The sequence below is a fragment of the [Brevibacterium] flavum genome, assembly GCF_019317305.1.
GTDB lineage: Bacteria > Actinomycetota > Actinomycetes > Mycobacteriales > Mycobacteriaceae > Corynebacterium > Corynebacterium glutamicum.
In genome coordinates this window covers 2,338,154-2,362,859 of sequence record NZ_CP079240.1, presented here as the reverse complement: position 1 = coordinate 2,362,859, position 24,706 = coordinate 2,338,154, and the positions used below count along the sequence as shown (strand labels likewise).

23 protein-coding genes and 1 pseudogene are annotated in these 24,706 nt (G+C 55.6%); 18 read left to right on the top strand and 6 right to left on the bottom strand.

What is annotated here, in order from left to right; translation table 11 throughout:
* The first annotated feature begins 143 nt into the window (after window positions 1-143).
* The 3 genes from KW808_RS11410 to KW808_RS11400 all read left to right on the top strand — a co-directional run bounded on the left by KW808_RS11410 (window position 144) and on the right by KW808_RS11400 (window position 3,399).
* Window positions 144-1,991 carry an AMP-dependent synthetase/ligase gene (locus KW808_RS11410; RefSeq protein WP_003859440.1) on the top strand — a complete coding sequence of 616 codons (1,848 nt, stop codon included), beginning with the start codon at window positions 144-146 and terminating at the stop codon, window positions 1,989-1,991.
* Window positions 1,988-2,368 carry a hypothetical protein gene (locus tag KW808_RS11405; RefSeq protein ID WP_003859442.1) on the top strand — a complete coding sequence of 127 codons (381 nt, stop codon included), beginning with the start codon at window positions 1,988-1,990 and terminating at the stop codon, window positions 2,366-2,368. The genes KW808_RS11410 and KW808_RS11405 overlap by 4 nt, the downstream gene beginning before the upstream one ends.
* 350 nt (window positions 2,369-2,718) lie before the next feature.
* Complete coding sequence (locus KW808_RS11400) at window positions 2,719-3,399, top strand: hypothetical protein (protein ID WP_003859444.1); 681 nt, start codon at window positions 2,719-2,721, stop codon at window positions 3,397-3,399.
* A gap of 70 nt (window positions 3,400-3,469) precedes the next feature.
* Here the strand turns inward: KW808_RS11400 and KW808_RS11395 are convergent, their stop codons facing one another.
* The gene (locus KW808_RS11395; RefSeq protein ID WP_003859446.1) at window positions 3,470-3,970 is read right to left on the bottom strand and encodes a hypothetical protein; all 501 of its coding nucleotides are present in this window, start codon (window positions 3,968-3,970) and stop codon (window positions 3,470-3,472) included.
* Window positions 3,971-4,067: 97 nt separating this feature from the next.
* On the opposite strand from KW808_RS11395, the gene hemW reads away from it, so the two are divergent.
* The 11 genes from hemW (at window position 4,068) to KW808_RS11340 (ending at window position 14,875) form a co-directional block, all read left to right on the top strand.
* Window positions 4,068-5,210, top strand: a complete 1,143-nt coding sequence (gene hemW / locus KW808_RS11390; RefSeq protein WP_034983843.1) for a radical SAM family heme chaperone HemW — start codon at window positions 4,068-4,070, stop codon at window positions 5,208-5,210.
* Window positions 5,211-5,231: 21 nt separating this feature from the next.
* A complete protein-coding gene (hrcA, locus tag KW808_RS11385) occupies window positions 5,232-6,260 on the top strand; it encodes a heat-inducible transcriptional repressor HrcA (protein ID WP_003859450.1) in 1,029 nt (342 codons plus the stop codon).
* 66 nt (window positions 6,261-6,326) lie between these two features.
* On the top strand, window positions 6,327-7,475 hold the full coding sequence (gene dnaJ, locus KW808_RS11380) for a molecular chaperone DnaJ (protein ID WP_003859451.1): 1,149 nt from the start codon (window positions 6,327-6,329) through the stop codon (window positions 7,473-7,475).
* Window positions 7,475-8,200, top strand: a complete 726-nt coding sequence (locus KW808_RS11375) for a 16S rRNA (uracil(1498)-N(3))-methyltransferase (protein WP_011015014.1) — start codon at window positions 7,475-7,477, stop codon at window positions 8,198-8,200. Before dnaJ ends, KW808_RS11375 begins: the two co-directional genes overlap by 1 nt.
* 88 nt (window positions 8,201-8,288) lie before the next feature.
* On the top strand, window positions 8,289-9,275 hold the full coding sequence (locus tag KW808_RS11370) for a PhoH family protein (RefSeq protein ID WP_230471495.1): 987 nt from the start codon (window positions 8,289-8,291) through the stop codon (window positions 9,273-9,275).
* Complete coding sequence (gene ybeY, locus KW808_RS11365; protein ID WP_003859457.1) at window positions 9,272-9,862, top strand: rRNA maturation RNase YbeY; 591 nt, start codon at window positions 9,272-9,274, stop codon at window positions 9,860-9,862. The genes KW808_RS11370 and ybeY overlap by 4 nt, the downstream gene beginning before the upstream one ends.
* Entirely contained in the window at window positions 9,863-11,185 is a 1,323-nt protein-coding gene (locus KW808_RS11360; protein ID WP_003859459.1) for a hemolysin family protein, read from the top strand.
* Between the two features lie 101 nt (window positions 11,186-11,286).
* Entirely contained in the window at window positions 11,287-12,204 is a 918-nt protein-coding gene (gene era, locus KW808_RS11355; protein ID WP_011015011.1) for a GTPase Era, read from the top strand.
* Between the two features lie 18 nt (window positions 12,205-12,222).
* Complete coding sequence (gene recO, locus KW808_RS11350; RefSeq protein ID WP_003859464.1) at window positions 12,223-12,951, top strand: DNA repair protein RecO; 729 nt, start codon at window positions 12,223-12,225, stop codon at window positions 12,949-12,951.
* 119 nt (window positions 12,952-13,070) lie between these two features.
* Window positions 13,071-13,802, top strand: a complete 732-nt coding sequence (locus tag KW808_RS11345; RefSeq protein ID WP_034983842.1) for an isoprenyl transferase — start codon at window positions 13,071-13,073, stop codon at window positions 13,800-13,802.
* A complete protein-coding gene (locus KW808_RS11340) occupies window positions 13,802-14,875 on the top strand; it encodes a VIT1/CCC1 transporter family protein (RefSeq protein ID WP_003859467.1) in 1,074 nt (357 codons plus the stop codon). Before KW808_RS11345 ends, KW808_RS11340 begins: the two co-directional genes overlap by 1 nt.
* Window positions 14,876-15,046: 171 nt before the next feature.
* On the opposite strand, the gene KW808_RS11335 is transcribed toward KW808_RS11340, so the two are convergent.
* Together KW808_RS11335 and KW808_RS11330 are read right to left on the bottom strand one after the other, a co-directional pair.
* Window positions 15,047-16,609, bottom strand: a complete 1,563-nt coding sequence (locus tag KW808_RS11335) for an HNH endonuclease signature motif containing protein (protein WP_499652104.1) — start codon at window positions 16,607-16,609, stop codon at window positions 15,047-15,049.
* A gap of 141 nt (window positions 16,610-16,750) precedes the next feature.
* The gene (locus tag KW808_RS11330; RefSeq protein WP_230582021.1) at window positions 16,751-17,110 is read right to left on the bottom strand and encodes a Fur family transcriptional regulator; all 360 of its coding nucleotides are present in this window, start codon (window positions 17,108-17,110) and stop codon (window positions 16,751-16,753) included.
* On the opposite strand from KW808_RS11330, the gene KW808_RS11325 reads away from it, so the two are divergent.
* On the top strand, window positions 17,057-17,191 hold the full coding sequence (locus KW808_RS11325) for a hypothetical protein (protein ID WP_256971048.1): 135 nt from the start codon (window positions 17,057-17,059) through the stop codon (window positions 17,189-17,191). The genes KW808_RS11330 and KW808_RS11325 overlap by 54 nt on opposite strands.
* A 34-nt stretch (window positions 17,192-17,225) precedes the next feature.
* Here the strand turns inward: KW808_RS11325 and KW808_RS11320 are convergent.
* A pseudogene (locus tag KW808_RS11320) lies at window positions 17,226-17,396 on the bottom strand (ArsR/SmtB family transcription factor); the annotation flags it as partial.
* Window positions 17,397-17,429: 33 nt separating this feature from the next.
* Complete coding sequence (locus KW808_RS11315) at window positions 17,430-18,464, bottom strand: IS630 family transposase (protein ID WP_034983405.1); 1,035 nt, start codon at window positions 18,462-18,464, stop codon at window positions 17,430-17,432.
* A gap of 784 nt (window positions 18,465-19,248) precedes the next feature.
* Here KW808_RS11315 and KW808_RS11310 point away from each other — a divergent pair.
* From KW808_RS11310 to KW808_RS11300, 3 genes are all read left to right on the top strand, one after another.
* Entirely contained in the window at window positions 19,249-20,634 is a 1,386-nt protein-coding gene (locus tag KW808_RS11310; RefSeq protein ID WP_003857047.1) for a glycine--tRNA ligase, read from the top strand.
* Window positions 20,635-20,725: 91 nt separating this feature from the next.
* Window positions 20,726-21,310 carry a hypothetical protein gene (locus KW808_RS11305; protein ID WP_011015006.1) on the top strand — a complete coding sequence of 195 codons (585 nt, stop codon included), beginning with the start codon at window positions 20,726-20,728 and terminating at the stop codon, window positions 21,308-21,310.
* Between the two features lie 12 nt (window positions 21,311-21,322).
* Window positions 21,323-21,811, top strand: a complete 489-nt coding sequence (locus tag KW808_RS11300; protein WP_003859548.1) for a hypothetical protein — start codon at window positions 21,323-21,325, stop codon at window positions 21,809-21,811.
* A 743-nt stretch (window positions 21,812-22,554) separates the two neighbouring features.
* Here KW808_RS11300 and KW808_RS11295 read toward each other — a convergent pair.
* Complete coding sequence (locus tag KW808_RS11295) at window positions 22,555-24,603, bottom strand: TPM domain-containing protein (RefSeq protein WP_003859550.1); 2,049 nt, start codon at window positions 24,601-24,603, stop codon at window positions 22,555-22,557.
* Window positions 24,604-24,706 lie beyond the last annotated feature (103 nt).

Here is a 24,706-nt window from a genome sequence, read left to right as displayed (position 1 = left end):
AGATATAAGAAGTTATTGACACACTGAATACATAGAGAAAAATTCCATGTGGTTAAAGATATGCCTAAAGATTTGACCAAAAACGTGACTAAAGACGTGACGACACAAGTACAGCTAAATTAAAGGAAAGGTTGAATTTGACCATGACTTCACCTAATACCCTGCAGGAATACACTGAACCTGCCAAGTACACCATCGGAGAATCTGAAACCTGCCTGACCGCCCTCCTAGATCAGATTAAGACTCGACCTTACGGAGTTTTGTTCAGCAAGCCTGCCAACTATGAGTGGGTGAATGTAACTGCCAAAGAATTTCAGGACGAGGTTTTTGCAGTTGCAAAAGGAATTATTTCAGTCGGCGTAGAGCAGGGAGACCGCGTCGCGCTACTGTCCAATACTCGCTATGAGTGGGCTGTGCTTGATTTCGCTATCTGGGCCGCTGGCGCAGTGAGCGTGCCTATCTACAGCTCCTCTTCACTGTCCCAAATTGAGTGGATCATTGAGGATTCCGGCGCTGTTTTGGCCATTACCGAAACCCCTGATCATACCGACTTGATGAAGAACCTGGTCATCGGTGAAGACGGAACTCCAGCGATTAAGGGTTCACCTTCCAAGCTGCGCCGCATTCTAGAGATCAACTCTTCGGCGTTGGAGACCTTGAAGTTTGAGGGCCGCGAGCTTTCTGATGAGCTGGTGTGGGAACGCATTCATGCAACCAAGGCCGCTGACCTGGCGTCTTTGGTGTACACCTCTGGCACAACTGGTAGGCCGAAGGGCTGCGAGTTGTCCCACTACCACTGGTTGGCTGAGGTCCGAGCGCTGATCACCAATGACATCGGAGCGATCGCGATGCCAGGTTCAAGGTTGCTCACCTTCCTTCCTTTGGCGCACGTTCTTGCTCGCGCAGTGCACTTGGCCTTCGCTGTCACCGGTGCAACCCAGTCCCACTGGTCTGATTTCAGCACCCTTACTTTGGAACTGCAGCGTTCCCGCCCGAACCTGATTTTGGGTGTTCCACGCGTGTTTGAAAAGGTCCGCAACGCCGCAGCTGCTAATGCTGCTGACGGTGGCGCAATCAAGCGCATCATGTTTGAGCGTGCCGAAAAGGCGGCCATTGAATACTCCATGGCTCTTGATACTGCAGAAGGCCCAAGCAAGTCCCAGGTTATGGCACATAAAGCGTTTGACAAGCTGGTGTACTCCAAGATCCGTGCAGCTGTCGGTGGCGATGTGCAGTACGCCATCACCGGTGGTTCAGCGATGGGGCAGGAGCTGCTGCACTTCTTCCGCGGTGTGGGCATGACCATCTACGAAGGTTATGGTCTGACGGAATCTGCGGCTGCTGCAGCGGTGGACTTCACTGATCAAAAGATCGGCACTGTGGGTAAGCCGATGGGTGGCATGACCATCAAGATCAATGAAGATGGCGAAATCATGCTCAAAGGCGAGATGTTGTTCCAGGGATATTGGAACAACCCAGAAGCCACAGCAGAAGCCCTCCACGACGGTTGGTTCAACACCGGCGATCTGGGTGAGCTGTTGGAGTCTGGACACCTGGTGATCACCGGACGTAAGAAAGATCTGATCGTGACCGCGGGCGGCAAGAACGTTTCCCCAGGACCCATGGAAGACATCATCCGCGCACACCCACTGGTCAGCCAGGCCATGGTGGTGGGCGATGGTAAACCATTCGTTGGCCTGCTGGTGACCTTGGATCCAGATATGTTGAAGCGGTGGAAGCTGAACCACAACATTGCGGAATCCCGCACGGTTTCTGAGATTGCTACTGATCCTGCACTGCGTGCGGAAATCCAGGATGCAGTCAACAACGCTAATGCCACGGTGTCTCATTCAGAGGCGATCAAGCGGTTCTACATCCTTGATCGCGACCTGACCGAGGAAGCCGACGAGCTGACCCCAACGCTGAAGGTCAAGCGCAACGTTGTTGTTCGCCGTTACGCAGACGCCATCGACCACATCTACAACCGATGAGTAACACAGAGACCCAATTTGATTGGGATGGATCGACATGGACCCGCACCGAAGTCGGCGAAGCACCAACACGCTTCGCTGTGGGCGTGATGGAGGATTTCGCCTACATTGCAGCCACTGGCACGGACGGGGATGAAGAGTTCTTTACTTTGGGCTCAAATCCGGGTCTGACGTTTGGTGATCCCGAGTGGCTTTTCGCTCAGGATAATCCGCAGTATGTGGTGGAGTGCATTGGCCAGCAGGGAACCGAGCCGGCAGCCCTGAAGGTTGTAGATAAATATTTGTCGCGACTATCTGATGAGGAGTCACGTGGCGAACCCACGCGGATTCTCAATGAATTGGTCTCGGCGATGGAGTTGCCGGCATTGCCGTGGTGATTTTTCTCGGGCTTTAGTGAGGTAACCGCAATCGCTGTCAGCTCTTGCTTCATCTCACGACCTCAAATTTCCGACACACCGGCGCGCCGTCACGACATTCCAAGCTGTTTCACATAAAGTCAGAACCCGTTAAGGGAAACTCTCAAGTGTTACTTGAGGGTCTCAAGGTGTGAAAATGCACTAAAGAGCTTGAAAAACATGGTTGTTAACCGTGTGACTCCTGTCGTGTTTGGTGCGAATGTTAGCTGGAAAATAGCTGAGAAATTGGCTAGAGGACGGCTCGCAAACCGGATCAAGACCGGCTAGAACTTTAGCTACGAGGCAAGAAAAGGAAGGTGTGTTGGAACGCGATGAGCAGTACAACCGCACAGCTACGCCACCGAGAGCTGACCCAGGAGATCTACAACATCGGCGACGAGGTCGCTGAATACATTGAGCACATCATGGAAGCAGTCTCCGACTGGGATCTGGAGCTCGTGGAAGATTGCCTCGCTGAATTCGATGAGATCATCACTGAAGCCCGCGATGACTCCCGCACTGTTGTGGCTGAACTTTCAGGCCTGCGTCACGCACTAACCACTGGTATCCGTCAGGGCACCGTGAGCGCTAGAGCTACGGTGGAGGTGGACGTCGATAAGCCGGAACGCCTGACCGCCTCCGAGCTGGAGCGCGACTTCGATATTGATGCCGGCCTCGTTGATGTACGCGATCTGTCGACCGCGCTCAATGCGCGCACCGACGCTGTGGTTAAGCGCCTGGAGGCCACTGTGGAGTGGGTGCTGGCGGAAACTGACAAGGTGGCCAACGATCTGGATTCCCTGTCTCTGCCACTGCTTTATGGCCGCGTTGCAGCGGTGATCGAAAGCGCCACCAGCGCATGGATCAACGCAGTGGGCACCGCCAATCCGGCGTATGTGCGCACCATGCGAGGCAGCAACCCGCCACGTTTCCTGCTTGAGCGTGCGCGTATCGACGCTGTCGTGGCCCGGGTTGCAGACAAGCTTGCGCAAAAGCGCAACGCTGTTTCCTAGAAATCTCGGTGCAGCAAAAACTAAAACCCCGGGCGCTCAACGCGACTCCCGGGGTTTTCTCGTTACTGTTCTAGTACTTCAGCAACTCTGACACGAATGGCAGATGAGGCATGCGGTGGGCAAGCTCAGAGATGACATCAAATAGTGCGGAGCGCTTTTCTTCGTCGCTTTGGCGGCGTGGCTCGACGCTTACTTTGATGGTGAAAGAGTCGATCTCACCGTTTTTGTCAGAGACAGTGAAAACTGGGGCGACTGATGCTGCGCCACTTAAGTTCTTTGGCACTGCGATGACGATGCTGTTGTCGAGTCCGACGAGGATTTGGAAATCTTCGAAAGGTTTCGCGACTTCTACCGTGAGGTCCTCGTAGTTTCGGGTGCCCTGGTAGGGGATGTGGACGATATCGCCTGGTTTTGCCTCAATGTCTTCCCAGAGATCTGGGGTGAGAATACTGATTGCTTTGTTGGGATCGAGTGCCACTGACTCTCCAACTGTGGTGGGCTCTACCAATTCGGAAGCGTGCGCAGGTGCAGCCCCAAAAAGAAGCGCTGTTGCCAGCGCCGCTGCGACCATCTTCCGTTTCATACCCTGCACTCTACCCTGTTCTTAGGAATTCGCTATGTTTAACATCAATTAATCATGTATAGGGGGCAGGCACTAGGCTTGGGGCATGTCAGTTTTTGGTGTGTATATTCATGTGCCGTTTTGTTCAACTCGGTGCGGTTATTGCGATTTCAACACCTATACTGCTGGGGAATTGGGTAGTACTGCAGGCCCGGACACCTATCTTGACTCGTTGGAAGTTGAGTTGGAGATGGCTGTGGCTTCGCTGGATAATCCTCGGCAGGCGGAAACTATCTTTATTGGCGGGGGTACCCCGTCGTTGATTGGTGCGGACGGTTTGGCCAGGGTTTTGGGGGCTGTGCGCAATACTTTTGGCATTGCGGATGGTGCGGAAGTCACCACGGAGTCCAATCCGGAGTCTACCTCGCCTGAGTTTTTTGATGGCCTGCGTGAGGCGGGCTACAACAGGATTTCGTTAGGAATGCAGTCGGCGTCGTCAAGCGTTTTGAAGGTGCTGGACCGCACGCACACCCCAGGTCGCCCGGTGGCGGCGGCCAAGGAGGCACGTCGGGCGGGGTTTGAGCATGTCAATTTGGACATGATTTATGGCACGCCGACAGAGACCGATGATGATGTCCGCAAGACGCTGGATGCGGTGCTCGAAGCGAACGTGGATCACGTGTCTGCCTATTCCTTGATCGTGGAAGATGGCACGGCGATGGCGCGCAAGGTGCGCAAGGGCGAGCTGCCAGCGCCGGACGAGGATGTTTACGCTGATCGTTTTGAGCTTATCGACGCTCGCCTGCGCTCAGCGGGTTTCGATTGGTACGAGGTATCCAACTGGGCGAAACCCGGCGGAGAATGCAAGCACAACATGGGCTATTGGGTCGATGGCGACTGGTGGGGTGCTGGCCCGGGCGCGCACTCGCACATCGGCGACCGCCGCTTCTACAACATCAAGCACCCAGCGCGTTACTCCGCGCAGATTGCGGCCGGCGAGCTGCCCATTAAGGAAACAGAGATGCTGACCGCGGAAGATCACCACACCGAGCGCGTCATGCTTGGTTTGCGCCTGAAACAAGGCGTGCCGCTGAACCTTTTCACACCCGCAGCGCGCCCGGTCATCGACCGTCATATCGCAGGAGGCCTGCTGCACATCAATGCGCTGGGCAACCTGGCGGTGACCGATGCGGGACGTTTGCTTGCCGACGGCATCATCGCCGACATTTTGCTTAGTGAAGAAGACTAAATATTTAGTAGGGTTACAGACATGGTGAGTGCAACAGAGAAACGTAGATACGAAGTGTTGCGGGCCATCGTCGCTGATTACATTGCGTCTCAGGAACCTGTCGGATCGAAGTCACTCCTCGAGCGCCATAAGCTCAACGTGAGTTCTGCGACGATCCGCAACGATATGTCGGTGCTGGAATCCGATGGCTTTATCGTCCAGGAGCATGCAAGTTCTGGCCGGGTACCAACCGAAAGGGGTTACCGCCTTTTTGTTGATTCCATCCATGACATCAAACCGCTGTCGCTGGCGGAACGGCGCGCTATTTTGGGCTTCCTTGAAGGGGGAGTGGACTTAGAGGACGTGCTGCGCAGGTCTGTGCAGCTGTTGTCTCAGCTCACCCATCAGGCTGCCGTGGTGCAGCTGCCCACCCTGAAAACAGCGCGCGTGAAGCACTGCGAGGTGGTGCCGCTGTCGCCGATGCGCTTGCTGCTGGTGCTCATTACCGATACTGGCCGTGTAGATCAGCGCAACGTGGAACTTGAGGAACCGCTGGCGGCGGAAGAAGTTAATGTGCTGCGCGATCTGCTCAACGGCGCGCTAGGGGAGAAAACGCTGACGGCTGCATCAGATGCGCTGGAGGAGTTGGCTCAGCAAGCCCCAACCGATATTCGTGATGCCATGCGCCGCTGCTGCGATGTGCTGGTGAACACGCTTGTCGATCAACCCTCTGACCGCCTGATCCTCGCCGGCACCTCAAACCTCACCCGCTTAAGCCGGGAAACCTCCGCGAGCCTGCCCATGGTTTTAGAAGCCTTGGAAGAGCAGGTGGTCATGTTGAAACTGCTGTCCAATGTCACTGATCTTGACCAAGTGCGCGTGCATATTGGCGGCGAAAATGAAGACATTGAGCTGCGCAGCGCAACGGTGATTACCACCGGTTACGGCTCCCAGGGCAGCGCACTGGGCGGATTGGGGGTGGTTGGCCCCACCTATATGGACTACTCGGGAACAATTTCTAAGGTGTCCGCCGTTGCTAAGTATGTTGGTCGTGTGCTCGCTGGCGAATAGCTGCGGGTATAGTTGGCCATTTGTTTTGATTAATCTGTTTAGAAGCTAAAGGAAGTATCACCCACCGTGGCACGTGACTATTACGGCATTCTCGGCGTCGATCGCAATGCAACCGAATCAGAGATCAAAAAGGCGTACCGAAAGCTTGCCCGCAAATACCACCCGGACGTAAACCCAGGTGAGGAAGCAGCGGAGAAATTCCGCGAGGCTTCTGTTGCGCATGAGGTACTCACTGATCCGGATAAGCGCCGCATTGTTGATATGGGCGGTGACCCAATGGAGCAAGGCGGCGGAGCTGGCGCTGGTGGCTTCGGTGGAGGCTTCGGCGGCAGCGGTGGACTGGGCGATATCTTCGATGCCTTCTTCGGCGGTGGCGCGGGCGGTTCCCGTGGACCACGTTCCCGCGTGCAGCCAGGCAGTGACACCTTGTGGCGCACCTCCATCACCTTGGAAGAGGCTTACAAGGGCGCTAAGAAAGATCTCACCCTTGACACCGCAGTGCTGTGTACCAAGTGTCATGGTTCTGGATCTGCATCCGACAAGAAGCCTGTTACCTGTGGCACCTGTAATGGCGCTGGTGAAATTCAGGAAGTGCAGCGCAGCTTCCTGGGCAACGTCATGACGTCCCGCCCATGCCACACCTGCGATGGCACCGGTGAGATCATCCCAGATCCTTGCACCGAGTGTGCAGGAGATGGTCGTGTGCGTGCTCGCCGCGACATCGTGGCTAGCATCCCAGCTGGCATCCAGTCCGGCATGCGCATCCGCATGGCAGGCCAAGGTGAGGTTGGCGCTGGTGGCGGTCCTGCGGGTGACCTCTACATTGAAGTCATGGTGCGCCCGCACGCCATCTTCACCCGCGATGGCGACGATCTGCACGCTAGCATCAAGGTTCCAATGTTCGATGCAGCGCTTGGCACCGAATTGGACGTGGAATCCCTCACCGGCGAAGAGGTGAAAATCACCATCCCTGCAGGTACTCAGCCCAACGATGTGATCACCTTGGATGGTGAAGGCATGCCGAAGCTGCGCGCAGAAGGCCACGGCAACCTCATGGCGCATGTCGATCTATTTGTGCCAACCGATTTGGATGACCGCACGCGCGAATTGCTTGAAGAAATCCGCAACCATCGCAGCGACAACGCTTCCGTGCATCGCGAAGGCGGAGAAGAATCCGGTTTCTTTGACAAGCTCCGAAACAAGTTCCGCAAATAATGTCACTGCCAGTATTTATCTCTGATTCCGCAGCCGGACCAGGCGAAACCATTGAGCTCGCCGGTCCGGAAGGCCGGCACGCCGTCACCGTCAAACGGATCCAGGTAGGCGAAAAGATTTCGCTTATCGACGGCCGGGGTACAGCGCGCACCTGCACGGTCACCGCCTTGCAGGGCAAAGACCGCCTGAACGCTGTGGTGGATTTGGTCGAGGAAATCCCCGCACCGAACCCACAGGTCACCATCGTGCAGGCTATCCCCAAATCAGAGCGTTCCGAGCTGACCATCGACCTGCTCACCCAAGCTGGCGCCGATCGGATTGTTGCGTGGCAAGCATCGCGCTGCGTAGCAAAATGGGGCGGCAAGGAAGCAAAATCACTGGCTAAATGGCAGGTGGCTGCGGAAGCAGCCGCCAAGCAATCGCGGCGCGCAACGATCCCTGAAATTCTTGGCGTAGTGGGGGAGGAGGGCGTCGAAAAGCTTATCGACGAATCCGACCTGGCCATCATCCTGCACGAAGAAGCAACCGCCGCGATCCGTGAACTGGAATTTTCCGGCAACGTCGTGGTGATCATCGGACCCGAAGGTGGCGTCGCGCCATCGGAAATTTCACGCTTCGTCGACGCTGGCGCACACACCGTGAAACTGGGCCCTGAGGTGTTGCGCACTGCCTCCGCAGGCATGGTGGCGCTCGCAGCTATCGGCGTGCTGTCTGACCGCTGGTAACATTTCTCTGACATAACCTTTCTTGAACATTCCGAAAGCAGGCCGAACTAGTACTGTGACTGCCCCGCGAAAAACCCGCACAGAAGTAATCACCACTGTCCTCAATCTAGAACGCACGCTCGCGCAAACCGTTTTAGGAATCAACGACGAAAACCTGCGTGTGTTGGACAATCAAATTGATTGCGATATTCACGTGCGTGGCACCCGCGTGGAACTCACCGGGCCAGCCCACGAAGTCTCCCGCGCCTCGAAAATATTTGAGGAACTGCAGGCGATTGCCCGTCGAGGACATGTGATTAGCCCTGAGACAGTAAAAAATGTCATCAGCATGATTAACGTGGAGACGCCGCAAACCGTCTCTGAAATCTTGACCGGCGATATCCTTGCTCGCCGTGGCAAAGTGATCCGCCCTAAGACGCTTGGCCAAAAGCACTACGTGGACGCGATTGATACCAACACGATTGTGTTCGGTCTGGGCCCAGCCGGTTCCGGTAAAACTTACCTGGCCATGGCAAAAGCCGTCCAAGCGCTGCAATCAAAGCAGGTCAGCCGCATCATCTTGACCCGCCCCGCAGTGGAAGCCGGCGAGAAACTCGGCTTCTTGCCCGGCACCCTGAACGAAAAGATCGACCCCTACCTGCGCCCGCTTCACGACGCGCTGCGCGACATGGTCGAACCAGAAGTCATTCCAAAACTCATGGAAGCCGGCATCGTAGAAGTCGCCCCACTTGCCTACATGCGCGGACGCACCCTCAACGATGCATTCGTGATCCTGGATGAAGCCCAGAACACCACCCCAGCACAGATGAAGATGTTCCTCACCCGCCTGGGATTCGGTTCCAAAATGGTAGTCACAGGTGACATCACCCAGGTGGACCTCCCAGGAGGCCAAAAGTCCGGCCTGCGCCTGGTCCGCCACATCCTGCGCGGAGTAGACGATGTGCACTTCTCCGAGCTCACCTCATCCGACGTGGTCCGACATCAACTGGTTGGACACATTGTGGATGCATACGAAGACTATGAAGAACGCGAGGCCCGCGAATTGAAACGCAAACGCCAGGAGACACGGCCATGAGCATTGAAGTATTCAACGAATCAGGATACGACGGCGTCAATGAAGAAATGCTCATTGATGTCCTCTCCTTCGCACTCGGGGAAATGGACATCCACCCCGACGCCGAAGCATCCATCCACATCGTCGACCTCGACACCATCGCCGATCTCCACGTGAAATGGCTTGATCTTGAAGGCCCAACCGACGTGATGAGCTTCCCGATGGATGAGCTCACCCCCGGCTACTCCCGCCCCGACGGCGCCACCCCCGGCCCCGCCATGCTGGGAGACATTGTGCTGTGCCCAGAGTTCGCGGCAAAGCAAGCGACCAAAGCAGGCCACGACTTAGCCCACGAGCTAGCTTTGCTGACCGTGCACGGCAGCCTGCACCTGCTTGGCTACGACCACGTCGATCCAGCCGAAGAGCGTGAAATGTTCGCCCTTCAAAACGAGCTGCTTGCCGATTGGTACGACAACGTCGAAGCCCGCGGCGTCACCTACCAGCCAAAACCATCCGGCGCCGGTGCATTCCCCACCGCTGCTGATCGTCTGGAATTGGACGAAAAGATGGAAGCGGATGACTCTGGCTTTGGAGGCGTTGAGTCCTAGGTGGAATCCTCAGTTATATGGTTGAGCATCGCCACTGTCGTTGCGCTGCTCTTCTCCGGTTTATTAGGTGCAGTTGAATCTGCGCTTTCTTCTGTTTCCCGCGCCCGCGTTGAACAAATGCTCAAGGATGAAGCCTCCGGGTCCGCGTCCTTATTGCGAGTCATCGACGAACGCGCACTCCACATCAACATGCTCATCATGTTGCGGACCTTGCTGGATGCCTCCGCAGCAGTCTTCGCCGGGGCAATCGCAGTCAATGTGATGGACAGCTGGGCGTGGGGCATCGTCTTGGCCATCGTGGTGGTTTCCCTCCTGACCTTCGCAGTAGTGGGCGTGTTTGGCCGCACCGTTGGCCGCAAAAACCCATATTCAGTGATGCTTCGCTCCGCAGTCGTGCTGAGCGGTTTAGCTAAAATCCTTGGCCCCATTGCACGTGGCCTCATCTGGATCGGCAACATCATCGCGCCCGGCCCAGGTTTCCGCAACGGCCCTTACGCCACTGAAGTGGAACTGCGTGAGATGGTCGATATCGCCCAAGAACACGGCATCGTGGAAATTGAAGAGCGCCGCATGATCCAGTCGGTGTTCGACCTGGCATCCACGACGGTTCGCCAGGTGATGGTGCCGCGTCCTGAAATGATCTGGATTGAATCTGGAAAAACAGCCGGGCAAGCAACCGCGCTGTGCGTGCGCTCTGGTCATTCGCGCATCCCAGTCATCGGTGAAAACGTCGATGACATCATCGGCATCGTCTACCTCAAAGACTTGGTCCAAAAAACCTACTACGCCACTGATGGCGGAAAGTCTGTGCTTGTAGACGAGGTCATGCGCGAAGCTACCTTCGTGCCAGACTCCAAGTCCCTTGATGCGCTGCTGCAGGAAATGCAGGAAGACCACAAACACATCGCAATCCTGGTTGATGAATACGGCGGCGTGGCAGGTCTTATTTCCATTGAGGATATTTTGGAAGAAATCGTCGGTGAAATCGCTGATGAATACGACGCCCGCGAAGTAGCCCCCATCGAGAAAATCGGCGACCGCACCTACCGCGTGGTCTCCCGACTCTCGCTGGAAGATCTCAAAGACCACATCGAAGAAGAACTCGACCTAGAAATCGAATTCGGTGATGAAATTGAAGATCAGGTCGACACTGTCGGTGGCCTTATTGCCTTTGAACTTGGCCGAGTGCCTCTGCCGGGTGCCACGGTGGAAACCTGCGGACTAAAGCTCACCGCCGAGGGAGCCAAGAACCGCCGGGGTCGTTTGCGCATGCATTCAGCAGTCGTAGAAGTTGGCGAGCCCAGCGAGGACAACGAAGGTTAGTTTTTTACAGCAGTAGGGGACTATGCTGGGACGTCCAAGGAAACCGGCCCTTTTGCCAAGAAGTGGCTGGTTCGATCATCCCAAACTTTCAAAGAGGATTTATGAGCTTTACCGATACCCCTGATGGCTTCCGCTCCGGCTTCGTCAGCTTCGTGGGACGTCCCAACACCGGCAAGTCCACCCTGACCAACGCGCTGGTCGGCGAGAAAATCGCCATCACCGCAAACCAGCCAGAAACCACCCGCCACCCAATCCGTGGCTTGGTCCACCGCGACAACGCACAGATCATCGTCGTGGACACCCCAGGCCTGCACCGCCCACGCACCTTGCTGGGTGAGCGCCTCAACGAAGCAGTTAAAGACACCTACGCTGACGTCGACCTGATCGGTTTCACCGTTCCAGCAAACGAGAAGATTGGTCCTGGCGACCGCTGGATCCTTGAAGCAGTCCGCAAGGTATCGCCTAAAACTCCTATCCTCGGCATCATCACCAAAGCAGACAGCGTCTCACGTGACTTGGTTGCGGCCCAACTGATGGCTGTCCATGAGCTGCTCGGCGGAAACAGCGAGGTAGTCCCAGTGTCTTCCACCTCGGGGGAAAACGTCGAAACGCTTATTAAGGTCATGACCGACCTGCTGCCTGAAGGCCCCAAGTTCTACCCGGATGATCACATCACCGATGAGGACACCAACACCCGCATCGCGGAAGCCATCCGCGAAGCAGCACTGTCTGGCTTGAAGAATGAACTGCCGCACTCCGTCGCAGTTGAGGTTGATGAAATCCTGCCAGACCCAGAACGCAACGGTGTCCTGGCTGTGCACGCCATCATCTACGTCGAGCGTGTTGGTCAGAAAGACATCATCGTCGGACACAAGGGACAGCGCCTGGGGCGCATCATCCACACCTCACGCCAAGACATCATCAAGATCCTCGGCCAAAACGTATTCCTTGACCTGCGCATCAAGGTGCTGAAGAACTGGCAGTCCGATCCAAAGGCTTTGAACCGCCTGGGCTTCTAGCTTTAAGGGGGTGAGTTCATGCGTAGGGACAGTTTTCGGGACCGCGCGCTAGTAGTCAAAACTTATGATTTTGGCGAAGCCGACCGCATTATTGTGCTGCTCACCCGAGACCACGGCATCGTGCGCGGAGTTGCCAAAGGAGTACGCCGATCCAAATCCCGGTTTGGGTCAAGGCTGCAGCTTTTTGTGGAACTCGACGTGCAGCTCTACCCAGGTAGAAAACTGTCCACCATCTCTGGCGCGGACACCGTCGGCTACTACGCATCAGGCATCATCGAGGACTTCACTCGGTATTCCTGTGCGTCCGCCATCCTGGAAATCGCCACCCACATCGCAGGACTGGAAAACGATCCGCACCTGTTTGAAGAAACCACCCGGGCGTTGAAAAACATTCAGGACTCCCCAGAACCCATCCTCAACCTAGACGAGTTCATGCTCCGCGCCATGAACCATGCCGGCTGGGCACCAAGCCTTTTCGACTGCGCAGCCTGCGGCCGACCAGGACCTCACAACGCATTCCACCCAGGCGTCGGCGGGGCAGTGTGCCTGTACTGCCGACCGCCGGGAAGCGCCGAAGTCCCACCAGAAGCACTACACATGATGTGGTTGGTCGCCAACGGCCAAGCAGCCCGCATTCCCCGGGAACACCCAGAGCAGCAAACCACCATTCACCAACTGACAACCGCGCATCTGCAGTGGCATATTGAAAGAAAGCTGCCCACGCTGGCGGTGCTGGATCAGGCCTAGTGCTTAGGCTTAGGCGTCCGGCTTTAAGGCCGAGGTGCCTGGCTGAACTGCAGCCCCTCCAGACCCTGAGATCAGGCTAAATGGCAAACACAAATAGTTTGCATGGCAGAATAGCTTAGGTGAGTGAATTCCAAGTACCCGAAATCCCTGCCCAATTCCTACCCAAGCATATTGCGCTTGTCATGGATGGAAATGGACGCTGGGCTACCGAGCGCGGCATGAAGCGCACCGAAGGCCATAAGCGTGGCGAGGCAGTCCTGCTTGATGTTGTTGATGCATGCATTGAACTTGGTGTTCCGTACCTTTCTGCTTATGCCTTCTCTACTGAAAACTGGCGTCGTTCCACCGATGAGGTCCGTTTCCTCATGGGATTCAACCGAGATGTGCTGCGACGACAACGCGATGACCTACATGAAAAGGGCGTTCGTGTGCGTTGGGTTGGCCGTCGTCCCCGCCTGTGGCGCTCGGTTATCCGTGAGCTGGAAACTGCGGAAGAGCTAACCAAAGACAACACCACCATGACCTTGGCCATGTGTGTGAACTATGGTGGACGCGCCGAAATCATCGACGCAGCCCGCGACATCGCCCGCCTTGCAGCTGCAGGCAAACTGCGCCCGGAACAAATCACTGAGAAGACCTTCCCGAACTTCCTCGACGAACCTGACATGCCAGACGTCGACCTGTTCCTGCGCCCATCCGGTGAGAAGCGCACGTCAAACTTCCTGCTGTGGCAGTCTGCCTACGCGGAAATGGTCTACCAAGACAAGCTGTTCCCTGATTTCACGCAGCAAGATCTGTACGACGCGGTCCTGGAATACGCCAAGCGGGATCGCAGATTCGGAAGCGCATAATGCCCACCAACCAGCCGACGCCAGCCCAAATCAAACGCTGGCGCGGATACCTGGCCAATGAGCAAGCAGAGGCCGCAGCCTACCGCGACCTGGCCAAACGACGCGAAGGCGAAGAGCGAGACATCCTCCTAGCGCTCGCCGACGCTGAACACCGGCACGCCGCTTACTGGGTGGAAAAGCTCGGCCCTGATGCTGAAAACCCACCAAAAGCCGACGTCAAAACCCGCCTGCTCGGTTTTCTAGCACGCCGATTCGGCTCCGTGTTCACCCTGGCACTCATGCAGTCCGCCGAAACGCGCAGCCCCTATGACGACGATGCCGACGCCTCCCGCCAAATCAGCGCCGACGAACGCATCCACGCCGAAGTCGTTCGAGGCCTAGCCAGTCGCGGCAGAGAACGCATGAGCGGCAACTTCCGCGCCGCCGTATTCGGAATCAACGACGGCCTGGTCTCCAACGTCGCCCTCGTCATGGGTGTCATGGCCACCGGCGTGCCCGCCCAAATTGTTCTCATCACCGGTGTTTCCGGTCTGCTCTCCGGCGCGCTATCCATGGCCGCCGGCGAATACATCTCAGTGCGCTCCCAAACAGAGCTTCTCGACGCCTCCCTCCCAGACCCCAAAGCCCGCGAAGCCCTCCACGCCCTCGACGTCGAATCCAACGAACTGGAACTCGTCTACCGAGCCCGCGGAATGAGCGAAGACGAAGCGCGGGCAAAAGCGTCACAGGTTTTCCAAAGAATCAGCGACCAAAAACGCATCAGCGACAACGTCCTCGGCAGCACCGAAATCCAATGCGCCGGCTCCGCTCGTTCGGCCGCCACATTCAGCTTCCTGTCCTTCGCCATCGGCGCATTCCTCCCGATCGTCCCATACGTCTTCGGCATGGAAGGCCTCGCCGGGGCAGTGGTGTCCCTAGTCGTCGTCGGACTATCACTGATGGCAACGGGCGCGACCACCGGCCTGCTATCGGGAAAGCCACCGGGAATCCGCGCGGTGCGTCAGCTGTCGATCGGCTACGGCGCGGCGCTGGTCACCTACGTGCTCGGCCTCCTGTTCGGCATGATCCTTTAAAAGCTCTTGCTTCTCGACGTCAGGTTGCAGGCGGCCCGGGCTCGGCTGGCCAGTTCGGGGTGTGCTGGCTTGTCGGTATGTTGATGCAGGGCATGGGTGTGCCCGGTATCAGACACACTGGGGTGACTGAGCGGGCACAACAACATGACAACAACTCAGCAATAACAAGGGCTAGAACAATCTGCCCTCATCACCAGGATCCGGCTCAGGACCAGGTGGATCCGGCGGGCTCGGCGGTTCGGGTGGTGGGCCATGATGTTTACGTCTGGCCCACGCACCACCGGAACGATCAGCAGCAGCCGACCGGTTAAACACCGGCCCCTCACCACCAACCGGATAGTGACCTACTCTGCCAGTAACGGGATCGCGGTCCATAAACCCTTTACCATTGACCCCACTGCGAGTGTCATCGTTGCGGGGGTGGTGATTAAAACACTGATGTGTGAGGTTGACGAGGTTGGTCAACCCACCCCGAATCCAGGGATCTAAATGATGAACCTCGCACTCTAACTGCGGGCGATCACAATTGGGTGCCGAGCACACCAACTCAGAGGCAAACAACGCGATGCGTTGAGTCAGGTTGGCTGAGCGCTGCATCCGATTGACGTTCAACGGCTGCCCGGTTGCGCCGTCTAAGAGCACAGCGAAGTCGTATTTCGCAGCGATGAGGTTCATGATCTCCGCCAAGTTCAACGAATAGCCTGTGTTCGTGGGGTACAGCTTATTCAATATGCTCCCATCGCCATGATCACCGTGGTTGATCTCGTCAAGATCATCGGTGGTCATGGAGATGATGATGCTGGCTGTTCCACCACGAGCTGGGGTGACAATACCGTGGTTGTAGATCTCCATGATGTGATGCAACGCGTCCGCATGGCGTTGCCCTCGGGTGCGCATGTCTTCTGCTGCTGGGGTATCGACGAGGTTGCCGCGTTTGGTTAAGGGTGCGGTGTTCGCGGTGATCAGTGCTGCGGTGGCAGCAGGGACGAGGCCGCTGATGCGGACCATGTTGTCGGCATCGGGTTTACCTACCGAGAGGTGGCGCCTGCCCATGGCGGTGATGGGGTTGGGGTTGTTTTTGTTCGCGGTGGTGACGTGGTGGCGTAGCCACGTGCGGAGGTCTTCTGGGGTGCGCCAGATCGCTTGACTCAGGGCTTGGGTGCGTAGCTCCTCGGCGCTGGGTGTGGTATTCGGGTTGAGGCGGGCGAGTTCGTCGGTGATGATGGCGTGTTTTTCCGCGCTGATCCGTGGCCCACGAGGCTTATCACCATCATCATCGGGCTTGCCTTTCCCATCGTCAGGGTTCGGTTCAGGGTCGGGGTCATCGTCGCCGGAGTCGTCATCACCCGAGTCGCCACCATCAGGACCGCCATCGGGATTGCCACCATTACCGCCGTTGCCAGATCCAGAGTTTGGCTTCGGTATGGGGTAGAGGGAGTGGGCGAGATTGATGCGGTGGTGGGCGCGTGCTTTGGATAGGCCGAAGGTGGTGGTGAGGTAGTCGATGAGGTGGGTGGAGCCAATGGTGTGGGCGGCGTTGGTGCGTTCGGCGAGGGCTGTGGTTTGGGCGGCGATGGTGGCGTGGTGGTTGATGGTGTGTTCTAGGGCGATGAGGTCGGGCTCAATGGCCTTGTATTGGTCTGGGGTGACACCATGGTCAAGCATGCTGGCCAAATGGTTGTCGATGGCGTTGAGTGCTGTGGTCAGTGCTTGGACGTGTGTGGTGATGCTCATGGTGTCTTCCCCCTTTCCCGTTTAGTTCCCCGTGCTAATACCAACCACCATACCCGATCAAATTTTCGAATACAAGGCTATTTTTCGAAATGGAAAAGCTGTCGAGCACTCACATGTTCGACAGCTTCATATGTCCTTGAACTACGTAACTTCTTCCTTGCAATCAGTGCAAAGTCCAAAGATTTCAGCCTCGTGACTACTGAGAGCAAAGCCGTTTTTAGTGGCAATTTCCTGTGCCCATGTCTCTACTGGACCGCCATCGATTTCGACTGTGCGACCGCAATTGGTGCAGACCAGGTGATGGTGGTGTCCCTCGTCGTGGCATTGGCGGTACAGAGTTTCTCCACCCGTTACGGTAAGTACGTCGACTGCTCCGATGTCGGCGAGGGATTGGAGGGTTCGGTAGACGGTTGTGAGGCCGACGTTGTGTTCCCTGGTGGATAGCTCGTGATGGATTTCTTTGGCGGAAGCGAAGTTATCGATTTCCTCAAGAACGTCAATTACGGCTTTTCGCTGTCTGGTGCTTCGCACTCCCAGCTTCGGGGCAGAGCCTTGGCTGATGCGATTGATACCCACCGTTGATCCTCCTCAATGACACAAAATGTACTTCGATAGTCTACCCAGATGTGTCAACCCCTGCGTTTAGTGCCAGGAGAAGTATGTCGAGGACGAGTGGTTCGGCAAGTGAATAAGTCATTTGCCGGCCTTGACGTTCTGCGTCGACGATACCTGCAGTTTTAAGGACTTTGAGGTGCTGGCTCACTAGTGGTTGCGAACTTTTTACTATAGCTCTCTCAAAACAAAAGCTTCACCCAGCAAGTCAGATCCGGTAGGAAAAAGTCGATGAACCGATAAATGTCTCGAACCCCACCACCGTGTCTTCAAACACGAGCCGCTGCCGGTTACTGATCGCTGCTTTCGCCTCATTCCACACCTTCTCAATCGGATTATGATCCGGGGCATACGGTGGCAACCACACCAGGTGCACGTTGGCCAACGCATTGCCCTCCCCAAGATGCTCGCGGAGTTTCTTCGACCTATGCCACCTCGCGTTATCCCACACCACGGTGATCTTTTTCCCTGGATGCCTGCCCACTAAGGTGGTGAGTGCCTCGATGATGGTTTCAGTGTTTTGCCACTCCAACCGCAATAGATCCACCTCACCGGTGGTCTGGGATAAAAACCCAATATAGGACTGGGCCTGACGCACACGATCCACACTTAAGGTGGTGGGCTGGCCTATGTGTACCCAAGCTTTGCGTACTTCTGCTTCATGTTCGATGCGGACTTCATCAGCAGCAAAAACCACCTGGCCTGGATCATTAAGTGCTTCTGCGATCTCGTCACGGATCTGGGACATCCGGGCGTTGATTTCTGCGTCACTGCCGCGGCGTTTATCGAAGACCTGGGGATATTTAAAGCTTAGGCCCGCGTGGCGAAGTAACAGGTGGTAGGTGGTGTCAGAGTCGTAGATGACATCAAACTGGCTGGTTATCCAGTCTTTTAAGTGTGGCACGGTCCAGAACTGGGCGGGGATATCCTGTGCAGAGGGCGGTGTGGATAACACTGTGGCTATCTCATGGCGTTGTGTGAGGGTGAGTTTGGATGCATTCGTGTTGGCTGCGTGGCCGGTGTAGAGGCTGGCCATTCTGATGCGTTGGTAGTCTTTCGCCCACGTTGTCACGGTCGAGGGTCGGCGGTCTAAAAAGTCTGCGATGAAGTTAATGTCGATGTTGCCGTTGAGCAGTAGGAGTGCTTCTGCCTTGTGTTGGACGAGGCTGAATCGGGAGCGTTTGTAGCTTTTGAGGATGGTGATTTCCTCGTCGGTGAGGGCAATTTTCGGGGCTGCGACCATAGTTGAAAAGTCAACAACCCCGGCGAGGTGGATCAGTGGTCAAACACGCTAATCAGGAAGCTTTTGTTTTGGGAGAGCTATAGCTTGACCAATTCGTGGACGTAGTGGGGCCTTTCATTGAGGGCTAGGATGATTTCGATTCTCAAGGGGGAATCTAGTGCCCTAATCAGCAGGCTGATCGCTTTGATGTTTTTTGCTGTTGCAAGTTTCTGAAGCTCAGCTGATGCTGTGGATTCGGACTCTTCTGCAGGGGTGACGAAATTCCGATTTGAGTGTTGAGCCACGGGTGGATCAGTGGTCAAACACGCTAATCAGGAAGCTTTTGTTTTGGGAGAGCTATAGCTTGACCAATTCGTGGACGTAGTGGGGCCTTTCATTGAGGGCTAGGATGATTTCGATTCTCAAGGGGGAATCTAGTGCCCTAATCAGCAGGCTGATCGCTTTGATGTTTTTTGCTGTTGCAAGTTTCTGAAGCTCAGCTGATGCTGTGGATTCGGACTCTTCTGCAGGGGTGACGAAATTCCGATTTGAGTGTTGAGCCACGGGGAAGTCCTTCCGTCCTTAGGCTAGGTCTGGAATGGATCTAGCACGCTTGCTATTTTACCTTCTATATAAACCTTTTATGAGGGAAATGAAAAAATAGTTATTAGAACTAGTTTACATCACGAAGACCGCAAAATGACGGGGTCAGCGGAAGCAACATCGTTAGGTGGGCTAGAATTGGTTGGGTATGTCCTAAAAGGGACGGTTATTTTTTCATTCGACGTGGAGGAGAGCATCCGACGTGGCTCAGCAATCGATCATCGACACCGTGGTTAACCTGTGTAAACGACGTGGACTGGTGTACCCCTGTGGTGAGATCTACGGCGGTACCCGCTCTGCGTGGGACTACGGCCCGCTGGGTGTGGAGCTGAAGGAAAACATCAAGCGCCAGTGGTGGCGTTCTATGGTTACTTCCCGCCCAGATGTTGTGGGTGTTGATACTTCTGTCATCCTTCCTCGCCAGGTGTGGGTAACTTCCGGCCACGTTGAGGTCTTCACTGACCCACTGGTTGAGTCTTTGAACACCCACAAGCGTTACCGTGCGGACCACCTGCTGGAGCAGTACGAAGAGAAGCATGGTCACCCACCTGTAAACGGCTTGGCTGACATCAACGATCCAGAGACCGGCCAGCCAGGTAACTGGACTGAGCCTAAGGCGTTCTCTGGTCTTCTGAAGACTTTCTTGGGACCTGTGGACGATGAAGAGGGTCTGCACTACCTGCGCCCTGAAACTGCTCAGGGTATCTTCGTGAACTTCAAGAACGTGATGAACACTTCACGCATGAAGCCACCTTTCGGTATCGCGAACATCGGTAAGTCTTTCCGTAACGAGATCACCCCAGGTAACTTCATTTTCCGTACTCGTGAGTTCGAGCAGATGGAGATGGAGTTCTTCGTCAAGCCTGGTGAGGACGAAGAGTGGCACCAGCACTGGATTGATACTCGCCTGCAGTGGTACATCAACCTGGGCATTAAGCCTGAGAACCTGCGTCTGTACGAGCACCCTCAGGAGAAGCTGTCTCACTACTCCAAGCGCACTGTTGATATTGAGTACGCATTCAACTTTGCTAACACCAAGTGGGGCGAGTTGGAGGGTATCGCGAACCGTACTGATTACGATCTTCGCGTGCACTCTGAGGGCTCTGGTGAGGACCTGTCATTCTTCGATCAGGAGACCAATGAGCGTTGGATTCCTTTCGTAATCGAGCCTGCTGCAGGTCTTGGTCGCGCAATGATGATGTTCCTGATGGATGCTTATCACGAGGACGAGGCACCAAACTCAAAGGGTGGCGTCGATAAGCGTGTTGTTCTGAAGCTTGACCGTCGCCTTGCGCCGGTTAAGGTTGCGGTCTTGCCGCTGTCAAAGAAGGACACTTTGACGCCTTTGGCGGAAAAGCTCGCAGCAGAGCTGCGTGAATTCTGGAACGTTGATTACGACACTTCAGGTGCGATTGGTCGCCGTTACCGTCGTCAGGACGAGATCGGTACTCCATTCTGCGTCACCGTTGACTTTGATTCTCTCGAGGACAACGCTGTGACCGTGCGTGAGCGCGACACCATGGAGCAGGTTCGTGTTCCACTTGATGAGCTGCAGGGTTACTTGGCTCAGCGCCTCATCGGCTGCTAAACGGCAACCAATAGAGCGATAATTCGCTAAGGCGAATGTAATCGCAGCAACATATAGCACCGGCTTAACAGGCCGGTGCTATTCTGTTCGCATGACTTCGAAGGATCTGATTGTGACCTCCTATACGTCTTGGGGCAAGCGTTTCAAGAATGACGGGAAGCTTTTTATTAACCTACTTCGCAGCACCACTGATAGTGCTGATGAAAAGGTTTTAGCCACTTTCGGTGAAGTTCCCAGCAAATCATTTGAAACCACCGCAACGGTTGATGAGCAGCAGTGGGAACTGTCCTTCAGTATTGATGGAACGGCAACTGCCAAGCTTCCTGATGGTCGTGTGTTCAGCGCGAATGCAGGTGAGAAGACCTTTACCAAGTCCAAGCGGATTGAAATCGACATGGACGGCACCGCGATGGCTGCTGTTAATGAAGATAAAAACAATTGGATTATCGACGATTCTGAAGAGAATAAAGTCGCTCAGTTTACCGGTATGAACAACGGTGTGCGTCGCGCGATTGTGGAGTTTGAGCCTGACGTAGAAGTCACCCAGGAGCAGGAAATTTTCTTGTCGTGGGTTGCTCGGAAAACTCTGGAATCCCGCATGTTGGGCTCCAGTTGGGGACTGACTCTGTTTTTGATCATTTTGACGCCAATCATTATTTTCCTCACTTTCAGCTAAAAGGACCATGCAATGGTAGACGCTCAGCGCCCCAAAGCAGGCATCTTCGGTAGCCACACAGAAGAAACATGGGTGTGGCTCGGTAATGAACTTTTCGACGAGTCCGGCGAGGTCATCGCCGACGTTCGCTCCGACGTCCTCTACGTGGATCGCGAACGACTACTCATCGAATCCACCCCCGGCACCATGCGTTTTCGTTGCCGCGCAACACTGTCCGGGGGTGAGGTCTATACGATGACTCAGAGTTCTTTCACTGTGGGGGATCTCACTGCGGTGTGCGGGCGCCGGACGTATTCGCTAAAAAGGGTGTCGCCGTGGCGTAAAGAACGCCTGATCACCAACAATGGGGTGGAAGTGGCGCGGCTTCGCCCGATGACCAGCGGTAAAGTCGAATTCATTGTGGGCACCGCGGGCAGCGAGGCGTTGCCGTTCGTCGACGCAGTATTTTTGAGCTGGGCGTGCGTCCTGGTGGATTCGGCCGTGCGCCGGCCGAAAATTTAAAAGCTTTTTGCTTATCGACGCACCCCTCCACCTGTTTTTTGTAGCCGGGGGATCATTTCCTTTGAAGGATCCAATTTCCGCACTTAGTTTCCTTCGGTGTGAAGGAAATCGTTCCGTAAAGACCTCTATCTCATCTGTAGAAGTGGAGGATTAGGGTCGTGGACTCGCTTTCGGCACTAATTTGAGCCAAGTCAGCTAGGCCACGTTCGTTTCGAACCAAGACTGCTTATGCCGACCCCGCGTTTGGCCTTAAATGAACACTTTCCGGCGCCGATACTGCAATATCAAACCAAGATCCCCATTCCCCAACCGGCGTTTGGCCTCAAAATGCAGCCCCCTCCAACTTCAGCCGAAAATTCCCATTGGGAGGCCCAGAAAGTGCCCTCTCAGAATCGCGTTTAAGAGCCTCCCACCCACTAACCGACGCAAATACCCGTTCCACGATCCCAACCGTTTAAACCGCCGTGTAATGACTTTGCTCATTTTGTGTTGTGGAAGATCACATTGGCACCCTGACCAGGATGTTTGGGCTGGTGAATCATTGGTTTTCCGCACTAAGTTGCCCTCGGTGTGAAGGAAATCGTTCCGTAAAGACCTCTATCTCATCTAAAGAAGTGGAGGATTAGGGTCGTTGACTCGCCTTCGGCACTAATTTGAGCCAAGTTCAAGTTTGCTGCCATCCCAGGTGACCGAAAATGTCCTATGCGAGGTCTCTTCGGTCACTTGGTTTTGCTCGTTTCAGGCTAGAAGCGGCCTCCGCGGAACCCTCCTCCGCCACCGCCACCACCGCTGAAGCCGCCACCGCCTCCACCGAAGCCTCCACCGAAACTGCCACCGCGGCCGCTGTTGAGAATCGAGTTGATCACCATGCCGGTGACAATCGCACCGGTGGTTCCGCCACCGGAATTGTGGCGATTGTTGTAGGTGGTGATGTCGTTTTGTGCTGACTTGCTGGCGCGTTGGGCTGCGACTGCTGCTTGACGTCCGTAATCAATTCCTGCACGGGTGTCGCGGGTGCGGTTTTGTTGTGCCATGGCGTACAGCTTTTGTGCGTTGGCCAGGTGGGTGCGGGCTTCGGATTTTACGATGCGACCGCGGGTGGAGATGAGGTCTTCGGCCTTTTGGATTTGGCTTCTTGCAGATTGCAGCTGTTGGTCGAATACGCGTAGCTGGCGGGCTTGATCAGCTGCGGTGGCGCGAAGTGTGTCAAGTTGAGTGTCGAGGGCGGAGTCGACATCGACAAGTTCTGTGTAGGTTCCGAGCGGATCCTTTTCGGCGTCTGCTGATGCGGTGGTTAGTGCTGCGCTGGCTGCGCGGACAGCATCGTCGAGGGAGGCCCAGTCGGCACGGGCACCGTCGGCTCCTGCGCTTTGTTTGAGTTGGCCGGCTTCGTTGATTTCGTCTGAGATTTCTTGGATCAGATCGGCAACGTTTGCTTTGGCTGTGGAGATGTTTTCATCGGCATGCTCGACGCCCTCGAGGAGTTTGTCCGCGGTAGTGATGGCGTGCTCGATGTGGCGGATCGCGTCGATAAGCCCGCCCTGCTCGCCTGCGGGCATGGACTCTATCTCGTACGCCTGTGGCAGGACTTCTTCTGCTTCGTCGAGCGAAGCGCTGGCGAGGTCGACGTTGTCGTCGATGCTTTCAAGGACCTCTGCTGAGTAGCGAGTGCGCAGGCCAGCGAGTGTTTCTTGGGCCTTGGGGAGGCGGGTGCGCAGGTCGACGGATTTTTGGGTGAGAGCGTCCAATTTGCTGCCCGCGTTGATTAGCAGGTTGCGCATATCGGCAAAGTTTTGGGCTTCGGCGTCGAGGGCATCGTCGGCTTGGCCACAGGATGAAATGATTTCTACCAGCATGGATCGACGTTCGGCTTCGGATTCTGGGATAGAATCGTTGAGGCGCTGCTGAATCTCAAAGGCTTTTTGCAGGATGCCGGTGGAGTGGTTCATGGCGCGGTTGAAGCTGCGGGTGCGCTCTGGTCCGAACTCGGAGGTAGCGATAGCGAGCTCTTCTTTTCCGCGACGGATGGAGTCATCAGTGGAGGTGAGCTCTTCTTGGGCAAGGTGTTCGAGAGTTTCCATGGGAAGCTGCATGAGGCGGTTGGTGTCGCGCGGGTCGATTTCGCGTGCATCTTCCAAGGTTGCAGCACTTGTCTTCTTTTTGCGGCTGCGGGAATATGCCCAAATTCCGCCACCAGCGGCTGCAGTGCCAACGCCCGCAGCTGCCAGCCAAGCGCCGGAAGAATCGGAAGAGCTGGACGAGCCCGAAGAGCTGGAAGAACTAGAACCAACTGATTCTGCCAGCGCTAGTGCAGAGCCTGCCCAATCTTCTTGGGAAAGTGCCTGGAAAGCAGCGTTGTTGGCGGCGTCGAGTTCAGCGTCGGTCCATTGATTCCCGCCTTTGATGCCGTACTGCCGTTCCTCGGTAGCGAGTGCATAAATCAAGACGTTCCCGCCGCCGTTGGCTTGGAGTGCTTGCTGCGTCCACGTTTCAGGGTCAACTCCGTCGAAAGAGCTTAGGAAAACAACGAAAATAACCTTTTGTTCAGATGCCTTTACATCATCGATGGCAGCCTGAATGTTGGTGATATCGGACGAGGAAATCTGGCCGGTGTAGTCAGTGACATTGTCTTGGTAAAATTCTGGTGATTCAGCCAAGACATATGTTTCTGTGGCTTCTGCAGTGTGAGCAGTAAAAAATGGTCCACTGATAAGGAGCGCGCCAGCTCCAATTGCCACAGTGACCGATACACGGCGGACGTTTTCCCGAAGATGCACCAAACTAAAGTTCATGGTCCCCACCTTAGACGAGTCCAGCTGGCACACTAGTTAACGTGAGAAGATTTTTAGCCAAGAGTTTACTCTTAACCGCAGTAGTGCAGCCAGCCCTGAGGGT

What these genes read in the sequence shown, in the direction of transcription:
- KW808_RS11375 (WP_011015014.1), top strand. Translation starts at nt 7,475, where the DNA reads ATGTCACTGCCAGTATTTATCTCTGATTCCGCAGCCGGACCAGGCGAA.
- KW808_RS11315 (WP_034983405.1), bottom strand. Translation starts at nt 18,464, where the DNA reads ATGGTCGCAGCCCCGAAAATTGCCCTCACCGACGAGGAAATCACCATC.
- KW808_RS11305 (WP_011015006.1), top strand. Translation starts at nt 20,726, where the DNA reads ATGACTTCGAAGGATCTGATTGTGACCTCCTATACGTCTTGGGGCAAG.
- era (WP_011015011.1), top strand. Translation starts at nt 11,287, where the DNA reads ATGAGCTTTACCGATACCCCTGATGGCTTCCGCTCCGGCTTCGTCAGC.
- hrcA (WP_003859450.1), top strand. Translation starts at nt 5,232, where the DNA reads ATGGTGAGTGCAACAGAGAAACGTAGATACGAAGTGTTGCGGGCCATC.
- hemW (WP_034983843.1), top strand. Translation starts at nt 4,068, where the DNA reads ATGTCAGTTTTTGGTGTGTATATTCATGTGCCGTTTTGTTCAACTCGG.
- KW808_RS11300 (WP_003859548.1), top strand. Translation starts at nt 21,323, where the DNA reads ATGGTAGACGCTCAGCGCCCCAAAGCAGGCATCTTCGGTAGCCACACA.
- KW808_RS11295 (WP_003859550.1), bottom strand. Translation starts at nt 24,603, where the DNA reads ATGAACTTTAGTTTGGTGCATCTTCGGGAAAACGTCCGCCGTGTATCG.
- KW808_RS11335 (WP_499652104.1), bottom strand. Translation starts at nt 16,609, where the DNA reads ATGAGCATCACCACACACGTCCAAGCACTGACCACAGCACTCAACGCC.
- ybeY (WP_003859457.1), top strand. Translation starts at nt 9,272, where the DNA reads ATGAGCATTGAAGTATTCAACGAATCAGGATACGACGGCGTCAATGAA.
- KW808_RS11410 (WP_003859440.1), top strand. Translation starts at nt 144, where the DNA reads ATGACTTCACCTAATACCCTGCAGGAATACACTGAACCTGCCAAGTAC.
- KW808_RS11405 (WP_003859442.1), top strand. Translation starts at nt 1,988, where the DNA reads ATGAGTAACACAGAGACCCAATTTGATTGGGATGGATCGACATGGACC.
- recO (WP_003859464.1), top strand. Translation starts at nt 12,223, where the DNA reads ATGCGTAGGGACAGTTTTCGGGACCGCGCGCTAGTAGTCAAAACTTAT.
- KW808_RS11400 (WP_003859444.1), top strand. Translation starts at nt 2,719, where the DNA reads ATGAGCAGTACAACCGCACAGCTACGCCACCGAGAGCTGACCCAGGAG.
- KW808_RS11340 (WP_003859467.1), top strand. Translation starts at nt 13,802, where the DNA reads ATGCCCACCAACCAGCCGACGCCAGCCCAAATCAAACGCTGGCGCGGA.
- KW808_RS11395 (WP_003859446.1), bottom strand. Translation starts at nt 3,970, where the DNA reads ATGGTCGCAGCGGCGCTGGCAACAGCGCTTCTTTTTGGGGCTGCACCT.